12 protein-coding genes are annotated in these 18290 nt (G+C 71.2%); 10 read left to right on the top strand and 2 right to left on the bottom strand.

From position 1 onward, the window contains the following. Positions 1–8: 8 nt before the first annotated feature. The 9 genes from VZQ01_RS40295 (at position 9) to mxcL (ending at position 14585) form a co-directional block, all read left to right on the top strand. Positions 9–4631, top strand: coding sequence for a thioester reductase domain-containing protein (locus VZQ01_RS40295; protein ID WP_426746301.1), 4623 nt, complete (start codon positions 9–11; stop codon positions 4629–4631). Next, positions 4628–6004, top strand: coding sequence for a class II 3-deoxy-7-phosphoheptulonate synthase (locus tag VZQ01_RS40290; protein WP_426746300.1), 1377 nt, complete (start codon positions 4628–4630; stop codon positions 6002–6004). Before VZQ01_RS40295 ends, VZQ01_RS40290 begins: the two co-directional genes overlap by 4 nt. Before the next feature lie 105 nt (positions 6005–6109). Continuing rightward, positions 6110–8680 carry a TonB-dependent siderophore myxochelin receptor MxcH gene (mxcH, locus tag VZQ01_RS40285; protein WP_426746299.1) on the top strand — a complete coding sequence of 857 codons (2571 nt, stop codon included), beginning with the start codon at positions 6110–6112 and terminating at the stop codon, positions 8678–8680. A gap of 48 nt (positions 8681–8728) precedes the next feature. Further along, positions 8729–9958: a DUF4374 domain-containing protein gene (locus VZQ01_RS40280; protein WP_426746298.1), complete on the top strand. Its 1230-nt coding sequence runs from the start codon at positions 8729–8731 to the stop codon at positions 9956–9958. A gap of 93 nt (positions 9959–10051) precedes the next feature. Next, entirely contained in the window at positions 10052–10717 is a 666-nt protein-coding gene (locus VZQ01_RS40275) for a MotA/TolQ/ExbB proton channel family protein (protein WP_426746297.1), read from the top strand. Positions 10718–10719: 2 nt separating this feature from the next. Then, positions 10720–11169 (top strand): ExbD/TolR family protein, encoded by a 450-nt coding sequence (locus VZQ01_RS40270; protein WP_426746296.1) that lies wholly within the window; start codon positions 10720–10722, stop codon positions 11167–11169. After that, a complete protein-coding gene (locus VZQ01_RS40265; protein WP_426746295.1) occupies positions 11156–11986 on the top strand; it encodes a TonB family protein in 831 nt (276 codons plus the stop codon). The genes VZQ01_RS40270 and VZQ01_RS40265 overlap by 14 nt, the downstream gene beginning before the upstream one ends. A gap of 80 nt (positions 11987–12066) precedes the next feature. Beyond that, positions 12067–13257, top strand: coding sequence for a myxochelin export MFS transporter MxcK (mxcK, locus tag VZQ01_RS40260; protein ID WP_426746294.1), 1191 nt, complete (start codon positions 12067–12069; stop codon positions 13255–13257). Between the two features lie 59 nt (positions 13258–13316). Next, positions 13317–14585 carry a myxochelin B biosynthesis transaminase MxcL gene (gene mxcL / locus VZQ01_RS40255; RefSeq protein WP_426746293.1) on the top strand — a complete coding sequence of 423 codons (1269 nt, stop codon included), beginning with the start codon at positions 13317–13319 and terminating at the stop codon, positions 14583–14585. A 48-nt stretch (positions 14586–14633) separates the two neighbouring features. Here the strand turns inward: mxcL and VZQ01_RS40250 are convergent, their stop codons facing one another. After that, a complete protein-coding gene (locus VZQ01_RS40250; RefSeq protein WP_248542546.1) occupies positions 14634–15452 on the bottom strand; it encodes a siderophore-interacting protein in 819 nt (272 codons plus the stop codon). Between the two features lie 517 nt (positions 15453–15969). Between VZQ01_RS40250 and VZQ01_RS40245 the strand changes: the two genes are divergently transcribed. After that, positions 15970–17130, top strand: coding sequence for a methyltransferase (locus tag VZQ01_RS40245; protein WP_426746292.1), 1161 nt, complete (start codon positions 15970–15972; stop codon positions 17128–17130). A 58-nt stretch (positions 17131–17188) separates the two neighbouring features. On the opposite strand, the gene VZQ01_RS40240 is transcribed toward VZQ01_RS40245, so the two are convergent. After that, the gene (locus tag VZQ01_RS40240; protein ID WP_426746291.1) at positions 17189–18202 is read right to left on the bottom strand and encodes a lactonase family protein; all 1014 of its coding nucleotides are present in this window, start codon (positions 18200–18202) and stop codon (positions 17189–17191) included. Between the last annotated feature and the right edge of the window lie 88 nt (positions 18203–18290).

Raw genomic sequence — 18290 nt, 5'->3', positions numbered from 1 at the left:
ATCTGGCGATGCCCGAATCACACGCCGCACCCTGGCCGCTCTCCGCGGCGCAGCACGGAATCTGGGTCGGTCAGCAGCTCGACCTCGCCAGCCCCATCTACAACGCCGGCGAGTGCATCGAGCTGCGCGGCGCCATCGACCCCGCGCACTTCGAGGCCGCCGTCCGGCAGACCGTCTCCGAGGCCGAGGCCCTCCACGCGCGCTTCGAGACCACCGAGGCGGGCCCCTCGCAGCAGGTCACGCCGCGGGTGGACTGGGCGCTCCAGCACGTCGACCTGACGTCCGCCGAGGACCCGTGGGCCGCCGCCCAGGCGTGGATGCGCGAGGACCTGACGCGCACCGTGGACCTCACCCGTGGGCCCCTCTTCGCGCAGGTCCTGTTCAAGGCCGGTCCCGAGCGCTGGTTCTGGTTCCAGCGCGTCCACCACATCGCGATGGACGGGTTCGGCTTCTCGCTGCTCGCCCGCCGCGTGGCGGACCTCTACACCTCGCGCGTCACGGGGAAGGCCGCGCCCGCGGGCTTCGGCCCCCTGCGCCCCGTGCTGGACGAGGACGCCGCGTACCGCGCGGGGCCGCAGCTCGAGAAGGACCGTGAGTTCTGGGTCGGCCGGCTCACGGACGCGCCCTTGCCGGTGACGCTGGCCCCGCCCGCGCCCATGTCCGCCACCTTCGTCCGCGCCACGCGGCAGCTCGAGAAGGTCGACGTGGAGCGGATGCAGGCCGTGGCGAAGCAGGTGGGCCTGACGTGGCCGGACCTGGTGCTCGCCGCGGCCGCCGCGTGGATCCACCAGCGCACGGGCGCGCCCGAGGTGGTGCTGGGGCTGCCGGTGATGACGCGGCTGGGCTCGGCGGCGATCCGCGTGCCGTGCATGGCGATGAACATCGTGCCCCTGCGCGTGCCCGTGGCGGCGGACGCCTCGCTCGCGTCGCTGGCGCGCGACATCGCCGCGGAGCTGAAGGCGTCCCGGCCGCACCTGCGCTACCGCTACGAGCAGCTGCGCCGCGACCTGCGCCGCGTGGGTGGTCAGCGCAAGCTGTTCGGGCCCGTGGTCAACATCATGCCGTTCGACTACGGCCTGCGCTTCGCGGGGCTGCCCGGCATCGCGCACAACATCTCCGCGGGCCCGGTGGAGGACCTCTCCATCGGCATGTACGCCCGCTCCGACGGCGGCGGCCTGCGCGTCGACTTCGACGCGAACCCCGTCTGCTACGACGCGCGCACGGTGGACAGCCACCAGCGCGAGTTCCTCCAGGCGCTCGACACCTGGCTGGGCGCGCCGGATGCGCCCGTGCGTGGCCAGGGCGCGGGGGTATCCTCCGCCGAGGCCTCGCTGCTCGACGGCGGCCCGCTCCCCACGGCGCCCCGGCCCGTCCTCAAGCTGATGGAGCAGCAGGTCCGCGAGCAGCCGGACGCCATCGCCTTGGAGCACGGCGGGTTCCGGCTCACGTACCGCGAGTTGTGGGAGTCCTCCGGAGCGCTCGCGGCCCGGCTCACCGATCAGGGCGCGCGCGCCGACACACCCGTGGCGGTGAAGGTGCCTCGCGGGCTCGACGCCATCATCGCGTCCTTGGGCATCCTCCGCGCCGGCGCGGGCTACCTGCCGCTCGACCCGAATGGCCCCGCGTCCCGCGCCTCGGCCATCCTCGAGGACGCCACGCCCTCGCTGCTCGTGCTCCCCTCCGATGCCGTCGAGGCCACCGATGCGAGCCCTCGCGCCTCGGGGCACCTGGACATCCAGCGGCGCGACGTCGCCGTCGCCGAGCAGCCCACGCGCGCCGCCGGTGAGCACCTGGCGTACGTCATCTACACGTCCGGCTCCACAGGCCAGCCCAACGGCGTGCAGATTTCCCACGACGCACTCGCGCACTTCGTCGCGGGTGCCACGCACCGTTACCGCTTCACCCGCGAGGACCGGGTCCTCCAGTTCGCGCCGCTGCACTTCGACGCCAGCGTGGAGGAGGTCTTCCTGACGTTGTGTGTGGGTGGACGCCTGGTGCTGCGCACCGACGAGATGCTCCAGTCGGTGCCGCGCCTGCTCGAGGCCTGCGCGGCCCACGGCATCACCGTGCTCGACCTGCCCACCGCCTTCTGGCACGAGCTGGCCTATGCCGTGTCCACGGGCGCGGCGAAGCTGCCCTCCTCCCTGCGCACGGTCATCATCGGCGGCGAGGCCGCGCTCCCGGAGCGGGTCGCCCGCTGGCGCGCCACGGTGGGCCCGAGCGTGGAGTTGCTCAACACCTACGGCCCCACCGAGGCCACGGTGGTGGCGACGGTGGCCTCGCTCAGCGATGCGAAGGCCCCCACGTCCGAGCTGCCGATGCCCGACGTGCGTGCGGACACGACGACCTCGCTCGGTGAAGCGAACGCCCCTGCGTCCGAGCGTGACGAGGTCGCCATCAGCGTGCCGCCGCCCGGCATGCGCTCGGACACGACGACCTTGCGCGCTGACGCGAATGGCTCCGCGTCCGACCGTGACGAGGTCCCCATCGGCGTGCCGCCGCCCGGCATGCGCTCGGACACGACGACCTCGCTCGCTGACGCGAACGGCCTCACGTCCGAGCGTGACGAGGTCCCCATCGGCGTGCCGCTGCCCGGCGTGCGCGCGGCGCTGGTGGACGCGCACGGTCGCATCGTCGCCCGGGGCTCCGAGGGCGAGCTGTGCCTGTTGGGTGGCGCGCTCGCGCGCGGCTACCTGGGACGCCCGGAGCTGGACAAGGCCCGCTTCATCTCGCTGGCCGCGCTGCCCGGCCAGCCCCGAGCCTACCGCACCGGCGACAAGGCTCGGATGCGCGAGGACGGACAGCTGGTCTTCGTCGGCCGCGTGGACGACGAGCTGAAGATCAGCGGCCACCGCATCGACCCCGCCGAGGTGGAGACGGTGCTGCTCGGCCACCCCGGCGTGCGCGAGGCCGCCGTGGTGGGCCAGACGCTCCCGGGTGGCGCTCGCCGGCTGTGCGCGCACATCGTCGCGGAGTCACCGGCACCGTCCGCCGCGGACCTGCGCAAGCACCTGCTCACAAACCTGCCGGCCCCCATGGTGCCCGGCGCCATCGTGTTCGTGGAGCGACTGCCTCGCACCAGCACCGGGAAGATCGACCGCGCCGAGCTGCGCAAGGCAGCCGTGGTCGACCCCGCCACCCAGACGGCGCAGGCCACCACGGAATTGGAGCGCGTGGTGCTGGGCATCTGGGAGGAGGTCCTGGGCGCCACGGGCCTCACGGCGCAGGACGACTTCTTCGACCGCGGCGGCCAGTCCCTCCAGAGCATCCAGGTGGCCAACCGCCTGGGCATCGCCCTGGGACGCGAGGTCCCCGTCGCCACGGTGTTCCGCTACCCCACGGCCGCCGCGCTCGCCCAGGCACTGGAGCACGGTGAGTCCAGCGGCCACGACACCTCCGGCCCGAGCACGACGGTGCTCGCGGACGCCGAGCTGTCCGAGGACATCGTCCCCCGCCTCGCGCCTCCCGCGACGACGGGAGCCGCGCGCACCTTCGAGGCGCTGTTCCCCGAGCCCCGCCAGGTGCTGCTCACCGGCGCCACCGGCTTCGTCGGCGCGCACCTGCTCGACCAGCTCCTGCGCCAGACCCAGGCGCGCGTGGTGTGCCTGGTGCGCGCCAAGGACGAAGCCCAGGCCCTGGAGCGCATCCGCGCGGCGATGACGTCACAGCGGCTGTCGACCGAGGGCCTCGGCGAGCGCGTCCTCGCGCTCCCGTCGGACCTCACCCAGCCCTCGCTCGGGCTCAATAGCGCGCGCTTCCATGGGCTCGCGGCCGAGTGCGACGTCATCCTGCACAACGCCGCCGTGGTGAGCGTGGTGCGAGAGTACGGCAGCCTCCAGGCCGTCAACGTCCGGGGCACGCGCGAGCTGCTGCGGCTGGCCGCCGCCGTGCGGCCCAAGCCCTTCCACTACGTGTCCACGCTGGCCGTGGCGCCCCAGGCCGACGTCAGCCCCGAGGTGCCCGAGGACTTCGTGCCCGCGCACCCCGGCCTGCGCGACGGCTACCAGCAGAGCAAGTGGGTCGCGGAGCGGCTCGTGCAACAGGCGTCCGAGCGCGGCCTGCCCGTCGCCGTGTACCGGCTGGGCCGCGTCGTCGGCGCCACCGACACCGCCATCGTCAACCCGCAGGACCTGGTCTGGCGAATCCTCCTGGCGGGCATCCCCGCCCGCACGCTGCCGATGCTCGAGGTGGGCGAGACGTGGACGCCGGTCGACTACGTGGCGCGCGCCATCGTCAAGCTGTCGCGCACGGCCACGCCCGGCACGGTGTTCAACGTCACGCCCGTCCCCGACGTGCGCCTGCCGGACCTGTTCCGCTGGGTGCGCGAGTACGGCTACCCCGTGGACCTGCTCCCCGTCCCCCAGTGGCGCGCCCAGGTCGCCGAGCGCGCGGGCACCGCCGACAACACCACCACGCTGGCCTTCTTCGACCTGCGATCCAGTGACGCCCAGCCCGCGTTCGGCCTGGGGCCCATCCGCTGTCAGCGCCTCCATCACGCCCTGGAGGGCACGGCCATCACCTGCCCCCCCGCGGACCGCCCCCTCTTCTTCCGATACCTCGCCTACTGCGTCGCGAACGGCCTGCTGCCGGCGACGCCCGGCACCCCTCTGGAAACGGCCCCCTCCCGATGAACCGAACCTGGAACCCCCGCACCTGGCGGCAGAAGCCCGTGAAGTACATGCCGGAGGACTATCCGGACGCGCGCGCCCTCACGCAGGTCGAGGATGAGCTGTCCCGGCTGCCCCTGCTGGTGAACCCCGCGGAGACGCGCCGGCTCGCCTCCGCCCTGGCCCAGGTCGCCCAGGGCAAGGCCTTCCTGCTCCAGGGCGGCGACTGCGCGGAGAGCTTCAAGGAGTTCACCTCCGACAACATCCGCGACACCTTCCGCCTCATCCTCCAGATGGCGCTGGTGCTCACGTTCGCCGGCGGCAGGCCCGTGGTGAAGGTGGGCCGCATCGCCGGCCAGTTCGCCAAGCCGCGCTCCAGCCCCGTGGAGACGCTCGACGGCGTCACCCTCCCCGCGTATCGCGGCGACATCATCAACGGCATGGACTTCGACGCCGCGGAGCGCACGCCCGACCCCAAGCGCCTGCTCAAGGCCTACCACCAGTCCTCCGCCACGCTGAACCTGCTCCGGGCCTATGCCCAGAGCGGTTACGCGGACCTGTGCAACCTGCACCAGTGGTCGCTCGACTCCGTCGCCGGAACGCCCGGCGCCGACAGCTACCGCAAGCTCGCCGACTCCATCTTCGAGTCGCTGTGCTTCATCAACGCGCTCAGCCCCACCGCCGAGCACAACACGCCGTCCCCCATCCCCGTGGACCTGTTCACCAGCCACGAGGCCCTGCTCCTCAACTTCGAGGAGACGATGACCCGCCAGGAGTCCTCCAGCGGCCACTGGTACGACGGCTCCGCCCACATGCTCTGGATTGGCGAGCGCACCCGCCAGCTCGACGGCGGCCACGTCGAGTTCATGCGCGGCATCCGTAACCCCATTGGCGTCAAGTGCGGCCCCACGATGGAGCCCGATGACCTGCTGCGCCTGATGGACGCCCTCAACCCGGACGCCCTCCCAGGCCGCCTCACGCTCATCGGCCGCTTCGGCTCCGACAAGGTCGCCGACTGTCTGCCGCGCCTCATGACCGCCACCCGCCGCGACGGCCGCCCCGTCATCTGGTCCATCGACCCGATGCACGGCAACACCCACAAGGCCAGCAACGGCTACAAGACGCGCGCCTTCGACCGCATCCTCTCCGAGGTGAAGACCTTCCTGGAGGTCGCCGCCGCCGAGAGCGTCCACGCCGGCGGCATGCACCTGGAGATGACCGGCCAGAACGTCACCGAGTGCCTGGGCGGCCCGCTCGCCGTCACCGAGGACGACCTCCACAGCCGCTACCACACGCACTGCGACCCTCGCCTGAACGGAGACCAGGCGCTCCAGCTTTCCTTCATGGTCGCGGAAAAGCTCCGGGACATGAAGTCTCCTCACGCCCGCGCAGCCTGACTCAACCCCCAAACCTTGACATCAATGGCACCCCGGGAATAGACGGCATCGAAAATGAAAATGCGAACCATTTTCATAATCCACGCCCGGCGTGGAGCGGGGCGCGTGTTCCAGGGCGCGGCGTTGCTGGCGTGCCTGGCCGCGCCGCTGCCCGTGTGGGCGCAGGTCGACGGTGGGCCCCCTCCTGGCGCGGAGGCACCACCGCCGTCAGTGGTGCCGCCGAAGCTGGTGACCTTCATCGAGGCGCCCTACCCGGCCGAGGCGGAGCAGGCCCGGCTGGAGGCCTCCGTCCGGCTGAAGCTGACGCTGGATGACCAGGGCGGCGTCATCGAGGCGCAGGTCCTGGAACCCCAGGGCCACGGCTTCGACGAGGCGGCGAAGGACGCCGCGCTGCGCTTCCGCTTCGAGCCCGCGCGACGTGACGGGGTCGCCGTCCCCTCGCGCATCGCCTACAGCTACGAGTTCCGGCTCCCCGTCACCCCCGAGCCCACCGTGGTGACGGAGGCTCCCGGCCACGCGCGCGACGTCGCTTCCGAGCCGACCGCATCGGAGGAGCCCGCGCCGCAGGGGCCTTCCTCTCCGGGCGAGCCCACCGAGCCACCGCCGGTCATCACCACCGCGCCCGTGGACGTCACCCAGGAGGCCATCGAAGTCACGGTGGAGGGCGAGTCCGTGGCGAACCGTCGGCGGCGATCCGCCGAGTCGGTGAAGGTCATCGAGACGGAGAACCTCCAGCGCGAGGCCGTGGACATGGCCCAGGCGCTGGCGCGCACCGAGGGCGTCGACGTGCGGCGTGGAGGGGGCCTGGGCAGCCGCGCGCGCTTCTCGCTGGCGGGCCTGTCCGAGGACCAGGTGCGCTTCTTCATCGACGGCGTCCCGCTGGAGCTCGCCGGCTTCGGCCCGGACTTCGCGAACGTGCCCGTCAACCTGGTCCAGCGCATGGAGCTGTACCAGGGCGTGGTGCCGGCGCGCTTCGGCGCGGACGCGCTGGGGGGCGCGGTGCACATCGTCACCTCGGAGAACCTCCAGCGCACGGGCGCCTCGGCCTCGTATGAGCTGGGCTCGTTCGAGACGCACCGGGTGACGGCGAGCGCGCAGCACGGCACCGGCTCCGGGATGTTCGTCCGCGCCAGCGGCTTCTTCGACTCCAGCCCCAACGACTACCGGGTGGACGTGAAGGTGGACGACGCCGAGGGCCGCATCCACGACGCGCGCCTGCCGCGCTTCCATGACGCCTTCCGCGCGGGCGGCGGCGGCGTGGAGGTCGGCGTGCTGAACCGGCCCTGGGCCCGCAGGCTCAGCCTGCGCGTCTTCGGCTCCGCCTCCACCAAGGAGGTCCAGCACGACGCCACCATGAGCAACGCGTATGGCGACGTCGACACGAGCAACCGCTCCGGTGGCGCCACGCTCCGCTTCGAGCAGCTCGCCGGGCGCGACCTCGTGCTGGACGCCGTGGGGGGTTACGTCTACCGCCGCGCCTCGCTGACGGACCTGGGCTCCTGCGCCTACGACTGGTTCGGCCGCTGCATCCTCACCCTGCCCCAGCCCGGGGAGCTTCAGTCCCGCGCCATCGACCGGCGGGTGGGACAGCACACGGCCTTCGTCCGGGCCAACGCCGGGTGGACCTTCGCCCCGAACCAGATGCTGCGCCTGGCCGTGGCGCCCACGTACGTGACGCGCGCCGGAGAGGACCGCGCGCTGGCGCGGCTGGGACAGCAGGACCCGCTCAGGGGGGACCGCGGCCTGTTCAACCTGGTGACGGGGCTCGAGCACGAGCTCGATGCACTCGACGAGCGGCTGGAGAACATCGCCTTCGCCAAGAGCTACGTGCAGCTGGCGCGCGCGGAGCGCATCAGCGCCAGCGGCGCCTTCGCACCCGTCGACCGGGACACCTTCAACTTCGGCGTGGGCGACTCGCTGCGCTACCACGTCACGCCCCGGCTCACCGCCAAGGCCGCGTACGAGTGGGCCACGCGCCTGCCCGGCCCCGATGAGATCTTCGGCGACGGCATGCTCATCGACTCCAATCTCACCCTGGAGCCGGAGACCAGCCACAACGTCAACCTGGAGCTCGCGTTCGACAGCGGCGAGACGCCCCGGGGCACGTTCCGCGGCGGCGCGCTGGGCTTCGCCCGCCTCACCGACCAGTTCATCATGCCCATCGGCCGCGAGGGCTACTTCACCTACCAGAACGTCTTCGCGGCCCGCATCCTGGGCGCCACGGGCGCGGCGGGGTGGACCTCGCCAGGCCAGTACCTCTCGCTGGATGGCAACGCGACCTTCCAGGACATCCGCAACGCCTCCTCCGAGGGCAACTTCGGCGCGTTCGACGGACAGCGCCTGCCCGGCCGGCCCTCGCTCCTGGCCAACGGCAGCGCCCGCCTCCAGCTGAGCGGCCTGGCCTCCGCGCGCGACGAGCTGTCGCTGTCCTGGCACACCCGCTTCGTCAACACCTTCTACCGGGGCTGGGAGGGGCTGGGCAGCAAGGACTCGAAGTCGCGCATCCCCTCGCAGCTGCTGCACTCGCTCGCCGTCACGTACGTCACGCGGACCGCTCGCGCGACGCTGAGCTGGACGGTCGACGTGCGCAACCTCACCGATGCCACCGCCATGGACTTCTACGGCGTGCAACGCCCCGGCCGCGGCGTGTCCGCCAAGATGGTCGCCGAGCTCTGACTCAGTCCCCACGCTTCATCTCGCAACGTCGTGAAAGGAAATCCCCCCATGAAGGTCCGTTCGTTCTTCCCCCTGCCGCGCATCACCGCCGCGGCGCTCGCGCTGTCGCTCTTCACGGGCTGCGGTGACGACGAGGACTCCGACGAGGCCGACTACGACGGCCCGCTCTACGCCGCCATCACCCAGTCGAGCGTCGACGGCGAGGCCATCAGCTACGTGGCGCTGCTGCGCTCGGTCGACCAGACCGAGAAGATCTCCCTCAAGGACGCCGTGGAGATTCCCGGCCGCGCGCTCGGCTCCGGCGTCCGCAAGGCGGGCGTGCTGTTCGTCAGCCACAGCGAGGAGGCCAAGGTCGAGCGGTTCAAGATCACCTCCAAGGGCAAGCTCGAGTCCGATGGCGAGGTCAGCTTCAAGGGCCGCGGCATCGACAACATCGAGGAGTACCAGCACCAGTTCCAGTTCATCTCGGACACCAAGGCGTACTTCGTGGACGCCCACACGGCGCAGATCATCGTGTGGAACCCCACCGCGATGTCCGTGACGAGCGCCATCCCCCTGCCGGGCCTGGCCATCGAGGGCGCGCTCACGTCCTTCTCCACCATGCCGGTGCGCGTGGGCACCCGCCTCATCATCCCCATCGCCTGGCGCCCCAGCGCGGACATCGCCGTCATCAACCAGGCCGGCGTGGTGGTCATCGACACCACGAACGACTCGGTCAAGGTCGTCACGGACAACCGCTGCGGCTGGGTGCGTGACAGCGTCGTCGGCCCGGACAACCAGGTGTACCTGGCCACCGAGGCGTACGGCTCCGCCGTCAACCGCCTGAAGGGCGCGGACAAGGCCGCGACGCCCTGCCTCATCCGCTTCAACCCGGAGAGCGGCGCGTTCGACGCGAACTTCTACCGCGAGCTGTCGGGGCTGACCAACGGCACCACCACGGGCTCGCTGCTGCGCGGCCCCAACGGCACCGCCTACCTGCGCGTGCTGGACGAGCAGGGCTACACGGTGGACCCGGAGGCCCACCCGCGCCTGGTCGCCAGCGCCCCGGCCTGGAAGTTCTGGCAGCTCAACCTGAGCACCTTCACCGCCACCGCGGTGAACACGCTCCCCGCCTCCTCCGGCAGCACGTTCCTCTACGAGGCGGACGACAACCGCCTGCTCTTCACCGAGTTCACCAACAACTCGTCGCTCACCAACTTCCGTGAGCTCACGGACCAGAGCGGCAAGCTCGTCTTCAGCTCCGACGGCCTCATCTTCTCGTTCCTGCAACTGCGCTGAAGTCCTGGCGGGACGGCCCCAGAGGCACCGGCTTCACACAGGGTGCCTCCGGGGTCGAACCGCGCCCCACCGACGACCTCGAGGACCGGACCCATGCACATCGTCGAAATCGTCAAGGATGTCTTCATCCACTGGGGCGCCAACTGGGTGCTCTGGCTCCTGTTCGCGCTGTCGCTGGTGAGCCTGGGCATCATCCTCGAGCGCTGGTGGTTGTTCCGCACCAAGCAGGACCGGGTCCGCGAGCTGTCCGGCGCGCTGGAGGCGACGCTGTCCACGGGCGACTTCCCCGCCGCCATCTCCACGCTGGAGAAGCGCACGTCGGTGGGCGCCGCCGTGGCGCGCGCGGGGCTGAGGCTCGCGCCGCAGGGCATGACGGCCGCGGAGAAGGGCATGCAGAGCGCGCTCGCCATCGAGCGCTCCACGCTGGAGAACCGGCTGGCCTTCCTGGGCACGCTGGGCAACAACGCGCCGTTCATCGGCCTGTTCGGCACCGTCATCGGCGTGCTGCTGGCCTTCGAGGCGCTGAGCAAAACGCAGGGCGCGCCCACGGGCACCAGCCAGGTCGCCTCCAACGCGGCGATGGGCAGCATCGCCGAGGCGCTGGTGGCCACCGCCGTCGGCATCGGCGTGGCCCTGCCCGCCGTCGCCGCCTACAACTACTTCCAGCGCCGCATCGCCAGCATCCTCGCGGACGCGGAGGCGCTGACGAACCTGGTGCTGGCCTACGTCTCCGCCCGTGAGCGGAACGGAGGCGCCTGAGCATGGCCGGCGGAACGCAGCCTCGCGGTGGGTTGATCGAGGGCATCAACGTCACGCCCCTCGTGGACATCATGCTGGTGCTGCTCATCATCTTCATGGTCACCGCGCGGCTGGTGGACAGCCCCGCCGTGCCCCTGGACCTGCCCAAGGCGGCCCAGAGCGAGGACGTGCAGACCGTCTACGCGGTGGCGATTTCGTCCACGGGCCAGGTGCTGGTGAACGGCGAGGAGGTCTCCGACGTCGCGCTGCGGGACGGCGCGCGCCAGGCGCTGGCGAAGGACGCCGAGCTGCGCGCCGTCATCCAGGCGGACGGCGCCGTGCCCCATCGCCGGGTCATCTTCGTGCTGGACCAGCTCAAGGAGGCGGGGCTCACCAAGGTCGCGTTCGGCACCGTGCGGCCGGAGCCCACCGAGGCGCCCCCCACGGCGGAGGACGGGCGTGTCACTCCCTGAGCCCGCGCCTCGTCGCGACGAGGACATCGCGAGCATCATCCTGGGACCGCCGCCCGCGCGGAAGAGCCGCCATGGCCTCGCGTGGACGCTGCTCATCTCCGGCCTCGTGCACGCCACCGTGGGAGTCGTGGCCTGGCACGGCTGGAAGTCCTCCTCCGAGCGACGGCTGCCCGTGGCCACCGCGCGCAAGCAGGTCATCCAGGTGGACCACGAGGTGGACCTGAATCCCCCGCCGCCACCTCCTCCGCCGCCACCTCAACGCGTCGCCCGCGCGGACCCGCCGGCGCCGCGCGTGAAGACGCCGAGCCCCGCTCCACGAGACTCCGCCCGCCCCGCCCCCGCCGAGCCCGCTCGGGCAGGCGCCGTGGTGACGGCGAAGGAGCCGGCCGCGCCGCTCGACTTCACCGACTTCGACATGACGACCGGCGATGCCCCGCGCTACGCGGGCGGTGTGACGGCCTCCACGGGCCGCTCCACCACGGCCGTCAACACGGTGCCCGCCGGAGACAGCGAGGGCACGGGCACCGGTGGAAGCCGGGCGCGCTCCATCCAGCTCTCGGCGCGCAGTTGGAGCTGCCCCTGGCCGAAGGAAGCCGACACGCTTCGCATCGATGACCAGACGGTGGTGCTGCGCGTCTCCGTGGACGAGTACGGCGAGGTGACGTCCGCCGAGCTCGTCTCGGACCCGGGCCATGGCTTCGGCCAGGCCGCGCTCGCGTGTGCACGCAAGGCGCGCTTCGACACCGCCTTGGACCGCGAGGGTCGTCCCTACGCGGCGGTCTCTCCCCCGATTCGTGTGCGCTTCGTGCGCCCCTAGACGCTTGCCCGCGCGACCGACGCGGGTCCGTGAAGATGGAGTCTCTCGTGAACGCCGCTTCTCCACCCCCTCAGGAGCGAGTGCTGACCCTGCTGCTCGCGGGGGTCCAGTTCAGCCACCTGCTGGACTTCATGATCATCATGCCGCTGGGGCCGGAGTTCATCCGGCGCTTCGGCCTGACCACGGCGCAGTTCGGCGCGATGGTCTCCTCGTACACCCTGGCCTCCGCGGCCATGGGGGTGCTGGGGCTGTTCTGGCTGGACAGGTTCGACCGCAAGCGCACGCTGCTGGCCATCTACGCGGGCTTCATCCTCGCCACCGCCGCTTGCGGTCTCGCGTCGGGGTTCGTCTCGCTGCTGGTGGCGCGCGCGCTGGCGGGGGCGTGCGCGGGGCTGATGGGCGCGGTCATCATGGCCATCATCGCGGACGTCGTCCCGGGCGAGCGCCGGGGGCGGGCCATCGGCACGGTGATGTCCGCGCTCGGCCTGTCCGCCGTGGCCGGGGTGCCGCTGGGCCTGGGGCTCGCGAACCTGTTCGGCTGGCGCTCGCCGTTCTTCGTCATCTGCGCGCTCGCGCTCGTGCTGTGGCTGGGCTTGTGGCGCGTGCTCCCGCCCGTCGTACAGCACCTGTCGCGCGGCGCCCACGAGCCCCGGAGCAATCCGCTGTCGACGCTGGCCTCGCCGGGCGTGGCGATGGGCTGGGTGCTGACCTTCTTCGTGGTGTTCGCCAGCTTCCTGCTGATTCCGTACCTGGGCACCTTCATGGTGGGCAACCTGAGCCTCGCGCAGACGGACCTGCCGTGGGTGTACCTGGGCGGCGGCGCGGGAACGCTGGTGGCGGCGAAGCTGGTGGGGCGCTTCACGGACCGCCTGGGCGCGGGGCGGATGCTCGGGTGGCTCCTGGTGGGCACCGTGGGCCCGCACCTGCTGTTCACACACCTGTCCTCGTCGTCGCTGCCGGTGGTGACAGCGGCCTTCGTGCTCTTCATGGCGGTGACGTCCACGCGCGCCATCCCCACCATCGCGCTGGTGTCGTCGCGCGTGCCGCCCTCGCTGCGCGGACGGTTCCTCGCCGTCAACATGGCCGCGAGCGACGGCGCCTCCGGGCTGGCCGCGTGGGTGAGCGGCCTCTTCATCACCACCGCTCCGGACGGCGCGCTCGTCGGCTTCGGCCAGGTGGGGTGGATGGCCGTGGCCGTGACGCTCCTGTCGCTGGGCCTGTTGTGGACGCTCGGCCGGAGCGCGGTGGCCCTGAAGACGGCGACGACGTGAGCCTCGAACCTTCTCCCTGAAACGCAGCCCCCGCAGCACCTCGATTCAAAGGAAGCCCCATGGACATGCCCCCCCAGAAGCACCCGTCCCTCCCCCGCCCCATCCAGGGTGAGATGAAGCTGGAGCGCTCGAACCAGTTCCTCGCCGAGGCGCGCAAGACGGTCCCCGGCGTCACCCAGTCGATGATGAAGAAGCCGGAGCACTTCGCCCCCGGCTCCTTCCCCGTGTTCCTCGCCAAGGGCCGGGGCGCGCTGGTGGAGGACGTGGACGGCCAGGAGTACATCGACTTCATCAGCGGCCTCGGCGCCAACATGCTGGGCCACAACCACCCCGCGGTGGTGGACACGATTCGCAAGCACCTGGAGGAAGGGGTGCTCCACTCGCTGCCCACGCCCGTCGAGGTGACGTCCATCCAGGCCCTGCTGGACCTGGTGCCGGGCGCGGAGCAGGCGCGCTTCTTCAAGACGGGCGCGGACGCCACGTCCGCGGCGGTGCGCCTGTCGCGCTACGTGACGGGCAAGGAGCGCATCATCACGGTCGGCTACAACGGCTGGCACGACCACTTCATGTTCGACACGCCGGGCGTGCCGGCCGCCATCGCCGGCCTGACGACGCGCCTGCCGCTCTTCACGCCCCCGGACGAGGCGGTGCTGCTGTCCACCATCGAGAAGCAGGCCAGCCAACTGGCGGCGGTGATCCTCTCCATCCCGTACAACCGCGTGCTGTCCGCGGACTTCATGAAGCAGGTGCGCGCGGCGTGCACGGCGCACAACGTGATGTTCGTGATGGACGAGGTGGTGACGGGCTTCCGTCTGGCGCTGGGCGGCGCGCAGGAGTTCTTCGGCGTGAAGGCGGACATCTGCTGCATGTCCAAGAGCATCGCCGCGGGCATGCCGCTGTCGGCCATCTCCGGCCCGGCGAAGTACCTCTCCAAGCTGGCGGACCTGCAGGTGTCCACCACCTTCGGCGGTGAGCTGTTGACGCTGGCGGTGTGCGAGGCGGTGCTCAAGCACTACAAGCAGAACGACCCGGCGAAGCACGTCTCGCACCTGGGCCGCAAGCTGCGGGAGGGCATCAACCAGAAGGCGGAGGCGGCGGGCTCGTCGCTGCGCGTGCTGGGCTACGACGCCATCCCCTTCTTCCGTTACTCGCCCGACATGGCGGAGCACGCGAAGCTGATGACGCCGTTCCAGGGCGGCATGGCGCGTCGGGGCATCCTGCTGCGCCGGGACGTGAACTTCATCGGCGCGGCGCACACCGAGGAGCAGATCGACTACACGGTGGAGATGGCGGGCGAGGTGCTGCGCTCGCTCGCGAAGCCCGCGTAGCGCTCGCCTTCGGGGAGGCCGGAGTGGCTGGCCTCCCCGAGGGGTGTTTCACTTGGAATCGTGGATGTGGTCCGCGTGGCCACGCTTCCAGTAGCCGGTGACGCGGACCCAGCTCTTCTGCGTGCCGCGCTCGTTGAGCAGGTGCTCGCGGATGGTGCGCATCTCCGACGACTCTCCGGACACCCAGGCGAAGTAGTCGCCGGGCGGGAAGTCGAGCTCGCGGATGGCCTTGTGGAGCAGGCCGGTGGAGCCCGCCTCGGCGCCGTTGCGGTGCAGCCAGGTGAGCGTCACGTTGGCGCGGGTGGTGAGCGGCTGCTCCTCGCTGGCGTCGGCCACCTCGACGAAGACGATGGCGCGGGCGCCCTCGGGCAGCTCCTCCAGCCTGCGGGCGATGGCGGGGATGGCGGTCTCATCGCCGGCGAGCAGGTACCAGTCGAAGTCATTGGAGACGAAGAGCGAGCCGCGCGGGCCGCCGACGCCGAGCATGTCGCCGGGCTTCGCCTGGGCGGCCCACGAAGATGCGGGGCCGGAGCCGTGGAGGACGAAGTCCAGGTCCAGCTCGCCGGTGGTGGAGTCGTAGCGGCGCGGCGTGTAGTCGCGCGAGTCGGGCTTCTTCTCACCGGGCTGGAGCTGGGGGCCGGTGGGGCCCATGGTCGGAATCACGGGCCGGCGCTTGCCCTGCTCCGGGAACAGGACCTTCACATGGTCATCGGCGCCTTCGCTGTGGAAGCCCTCGATGTCCTGGCCGCCCAGGGTGATGCGCACCACATGCGGGGTGACGGGCGTCACCCGCAGCACCTCCAGGCAGCGGAACTTCACGGGGAACGGGCCCCGTCGGTACACCTTCTCGGTCACGCTCGTCGTCACGTGCTCTCCTTCACTTTTCATTTCAATATTGACTCGCAATTTCAGCGACGCAACTGAAATCGCTCGCTCGCCGGGGCGGGCGATTGGCTGCCTGACGGGTGCCGCTCGCGGGGCGTTCCGCCATCGAGCTCGGAGGTGCCCCTGACCTGGCGAGGGAATCGCGCCCCCCGCCGCTCGCCGACACATCCAGACACCCTGTCTGCGATTCAACGAGCGCCAAAGCCACACACCCACGACAGATGTCACCATGGACTCCCCTGGGGAACCGTGCGGGGACAACGTCTGTGAGTCAGGTGAGCTCTGCCCAGCGGACTGCATGGTTTGCGGTGACGGTATCTGCAATGGCTCGGAGACCCGGGCGACGTGCCCGGAGGATTGCTTCCCGCAGGGTCCTGGCAACTGCGCGATCTACTGCCCGCCCGAGATTCCGTGACGAAGGCGACGCGGAGGGGGGCCTCATGCCCCTCTCCGCACGCTGTCTCCACACCCGCGCGTGGACGTGCTACCCACCGGGTCCATGCCACGCCCCCCTCGAACCGCTCCCCCGTCCAAGGGACCGGCGCCCACCGTCGCCCCCGCCGCACCGCTGCCTGCTGGCGCCCCGTTCACCTGGCGCTCGGAGAGCGATGAGCCCTCTCCTGCCCGACTGCACCCGGTGGACGATCGGCTCAGCGCGGACACGGCGCTCAAGCGGGTCCGCCGAGGCGAGTTCCTGCTGTACTCCGGCGACTTCCACAACGCGAAGCAGCTGCTGGGCGCACTCGGCCGCCGACTGGAGCGTGCGTCGAACGCCCGCACTCCCCTGGAGGCGTTCCGCGCCGAGCGCCGCGCACGGCAACTGGAGCACGAGACGCTGTCGCGCATCGTCGTGTCACTCGACCGCGACTACCGGCTCGCACTCTCACGCGCACCCGACGTCGCCCTGGCCTGCCGACAGGTCTGGGGCGAGCCCGAGACGGAGTTCACCGTCGTCCCTCTCAAGCAACTGCTCGGCATGCTCGGGGCCGCGGAGTGGCGGCGCAAGGGATTGTCGGTGCCCGGCCTCACCGGCCTCATCCATCCGCACTACGGCGTGTACCTGCCCACTCGCACCGACTACGTGGAGCTGCTCCTCTCGCTCCCCACGCTGAAGGGCCCGCGCGTGTTCGACATCGGCACGGGCACGGGTGTGCTCTCGTTCCTCCTCCTCCAGCGAGGCGCCTCGTCCGTGCAGGCGACGGACATCGACTCCCGCGCGGTGGCCTGTGCCCGGGAGAACGCGGAGCGGCTGGGGCTGCGCAAGTCCTTCCAGGTCACCGAGGGGGACCTCTTCCCGGAGGGCAAGGCGGACCTCGTGGTGTGCAACCCGCCGTGGATTCCAGAGCCCCCGAAGAACCGCGTGGACCGCGCGGTGTTCGACGAGGACAACCAGTTCCTGCGGCGCTTCCTCGAAGGGCTCCCCGACGCGCTCACGCCCGGAGGCGAGGGGCTGCTCATCCTCTCCGACCTCGCGGTCCTGCTCGGCCTGCGCCCCCAGGGATGGCTCCAGGAGCAGTTCGCCCGCTGCGGCCTGACGGTGAAGTGGAGCCGCTCGACAGCGGCCCGACACTCCAAGTCCAAGGACACCTCGGACCCGCTGCACATGGCGCGCTCTCGCGAGCTCACCACCCTCTACTGCCTCACGCGCACCGCGGGGTGAGCGGACACCCGACGCGGCATGCAGCGCCTCGCCTGCGCGGCGCGCCGCATCGCGAGCCTCAGCCCTCGAGGTCTTCGGGCGTGACGCCGACGGCCTCGAGGTCCAGGTCCTCCAGCGGAATCCGCTGGATGTGCTCCCGGGGCTCATACTTGGGATTGAGCTTGTCGCGGTACTTCTCCGAGCCGCTCTCGTACGTCACCCACAGCTCGCCATCGATGATGTTGAAGCCCTGGGCATACGGGTCGATGAGCCCGTTGCTGATGTCCTTGCGCTCGGAGATGTCCGCGGTGAAGGAGTCCGGGGTGCCCTCGAAAGGCTGGTAGACCAGCTTCTGGTCGCCGGTGGTGAACAGCAGCGCCCCGTCGACCACCGTCATGCCCTGCGCGCGGTCCGGCGCGCGGATGGGGCCCTGGCGCGAGCCCTCGATGATCTCCCCGGTCTTCTCGTCGAGCTCGTAGCGCCACACGGCGCCCGCCTTGCCATCGCCGTCCTTGCTGTACGAGCCGACGTACGCGTAGCCATCGCTCACCGTCATGTAGCTGCCGGCGGACACCAGGCCGATGCCCGTCGCCGGGTCCGTCAGCCCGTCGCCGCTGGGGACCTCCGTCACCTGGAAGGCCGGCACCTCGGCGCCCGGCTTCGCGTTCTCGATGTCCTCGCGCCGGTAGACGTAGAGGTGATGGGTGTCGGAAACGTAGACGAACTCACCGTCCGTGGAGACACCGCCACCGTGAGAGGGCGCCCCGGCCTCGGGGTTGGAGCTGGAGCCCCCCAGGCGGACCTGCTGCGCCTCCACGCCCGAGTCCTTGTCCTGGAGCGAGAGCAGCACGCCACGGCCATCGGCGTAGTAGGTCGTGAGCACCTGGTCGCGCTTCGCGTCGTAGCCCTGCCCCTGCGGCGTCCAACCGGCGTCCAGGTGCAGCAGCTTCGGGCCGACCGACTGCGCGGCCCCCGCGTCCGTCGCCACGGCGCTCGCCCCCTCGGGCGCGGCGGTGCGCGCCGGGCTGTGCCCCGTGAGGTTCACGAGCTCGGGCTTCGCGCGCTCCAGGGCGTCCTGGGAGAAAGGGCTCACGGCGGGGAGCGGCGTCGCCGGGGACGCGACGGGCTCCGTCGTACGGGCCTGGGTGGGGATGGAAACGGTCCGAGGGGAGATGGGGCTG

The organism is Myxococcus faecalis (genome assembly GCF_050039385.1).
GTDB lineage: Bacteria > Myxococcota > Myxococcia > Myxococcales > Myxococcaceae > Myxococcus > Myxococcus fulvus.
This window is presented reverse-complemented; position numbering and strand designations above follow the sequence as displayed.

Coding starts and splice junctions, on each gene's coding strand:
- VZQ01_RS40280 (WP_426746298.1), top strand. CDS start 8,729: ATGAAGGTCCGTTCGTTCTTCCCCCTGCCGCGCATCACCGCCGCGGCG.
- VZQ01_RS40295 (WP_426746301.1), top strand. CDS start 9: ATGCCCGAATCACACGCCGCACCCTGGCCGCTCTCCGCGGCGCAGCAC.
- VZQ01_RS40290 (WP_426746300.1), top strand. CDS start 4,628: ATGAACCGAACCTGGAACCCCCGCACCTGGCGGCAGAAGCCCGTGAAG.
- VZQ01_RS40245 (WP_426746292.1), top strand. CDS start 15,970: ATGCCACGCCCCCCTCGAACCGCTCCCCCGTCCAAGGGACCGGCGCCC.
- VZQ01_RS40270 (WP_426746296.1), top strand. CDS start 10,720: ATGGCCGGCGGAACGCAGCCTCGCGGTGGGTTGATCGAGGGCATCAAC.
- mxcL (WP_426746293.1), top strand. CDS start 13,317: ATGGACATGCCCCCCCAGAAGCACCCGTCCCTCCCCCGCCCCATCCAG.
- VZQ01_RS40275 (WP_426746297.1), top strand. CDS start 10,052: ATGCACATCGTCGAAATCGTCAAGGATGTCTTCATCCACTGGGGCGCC.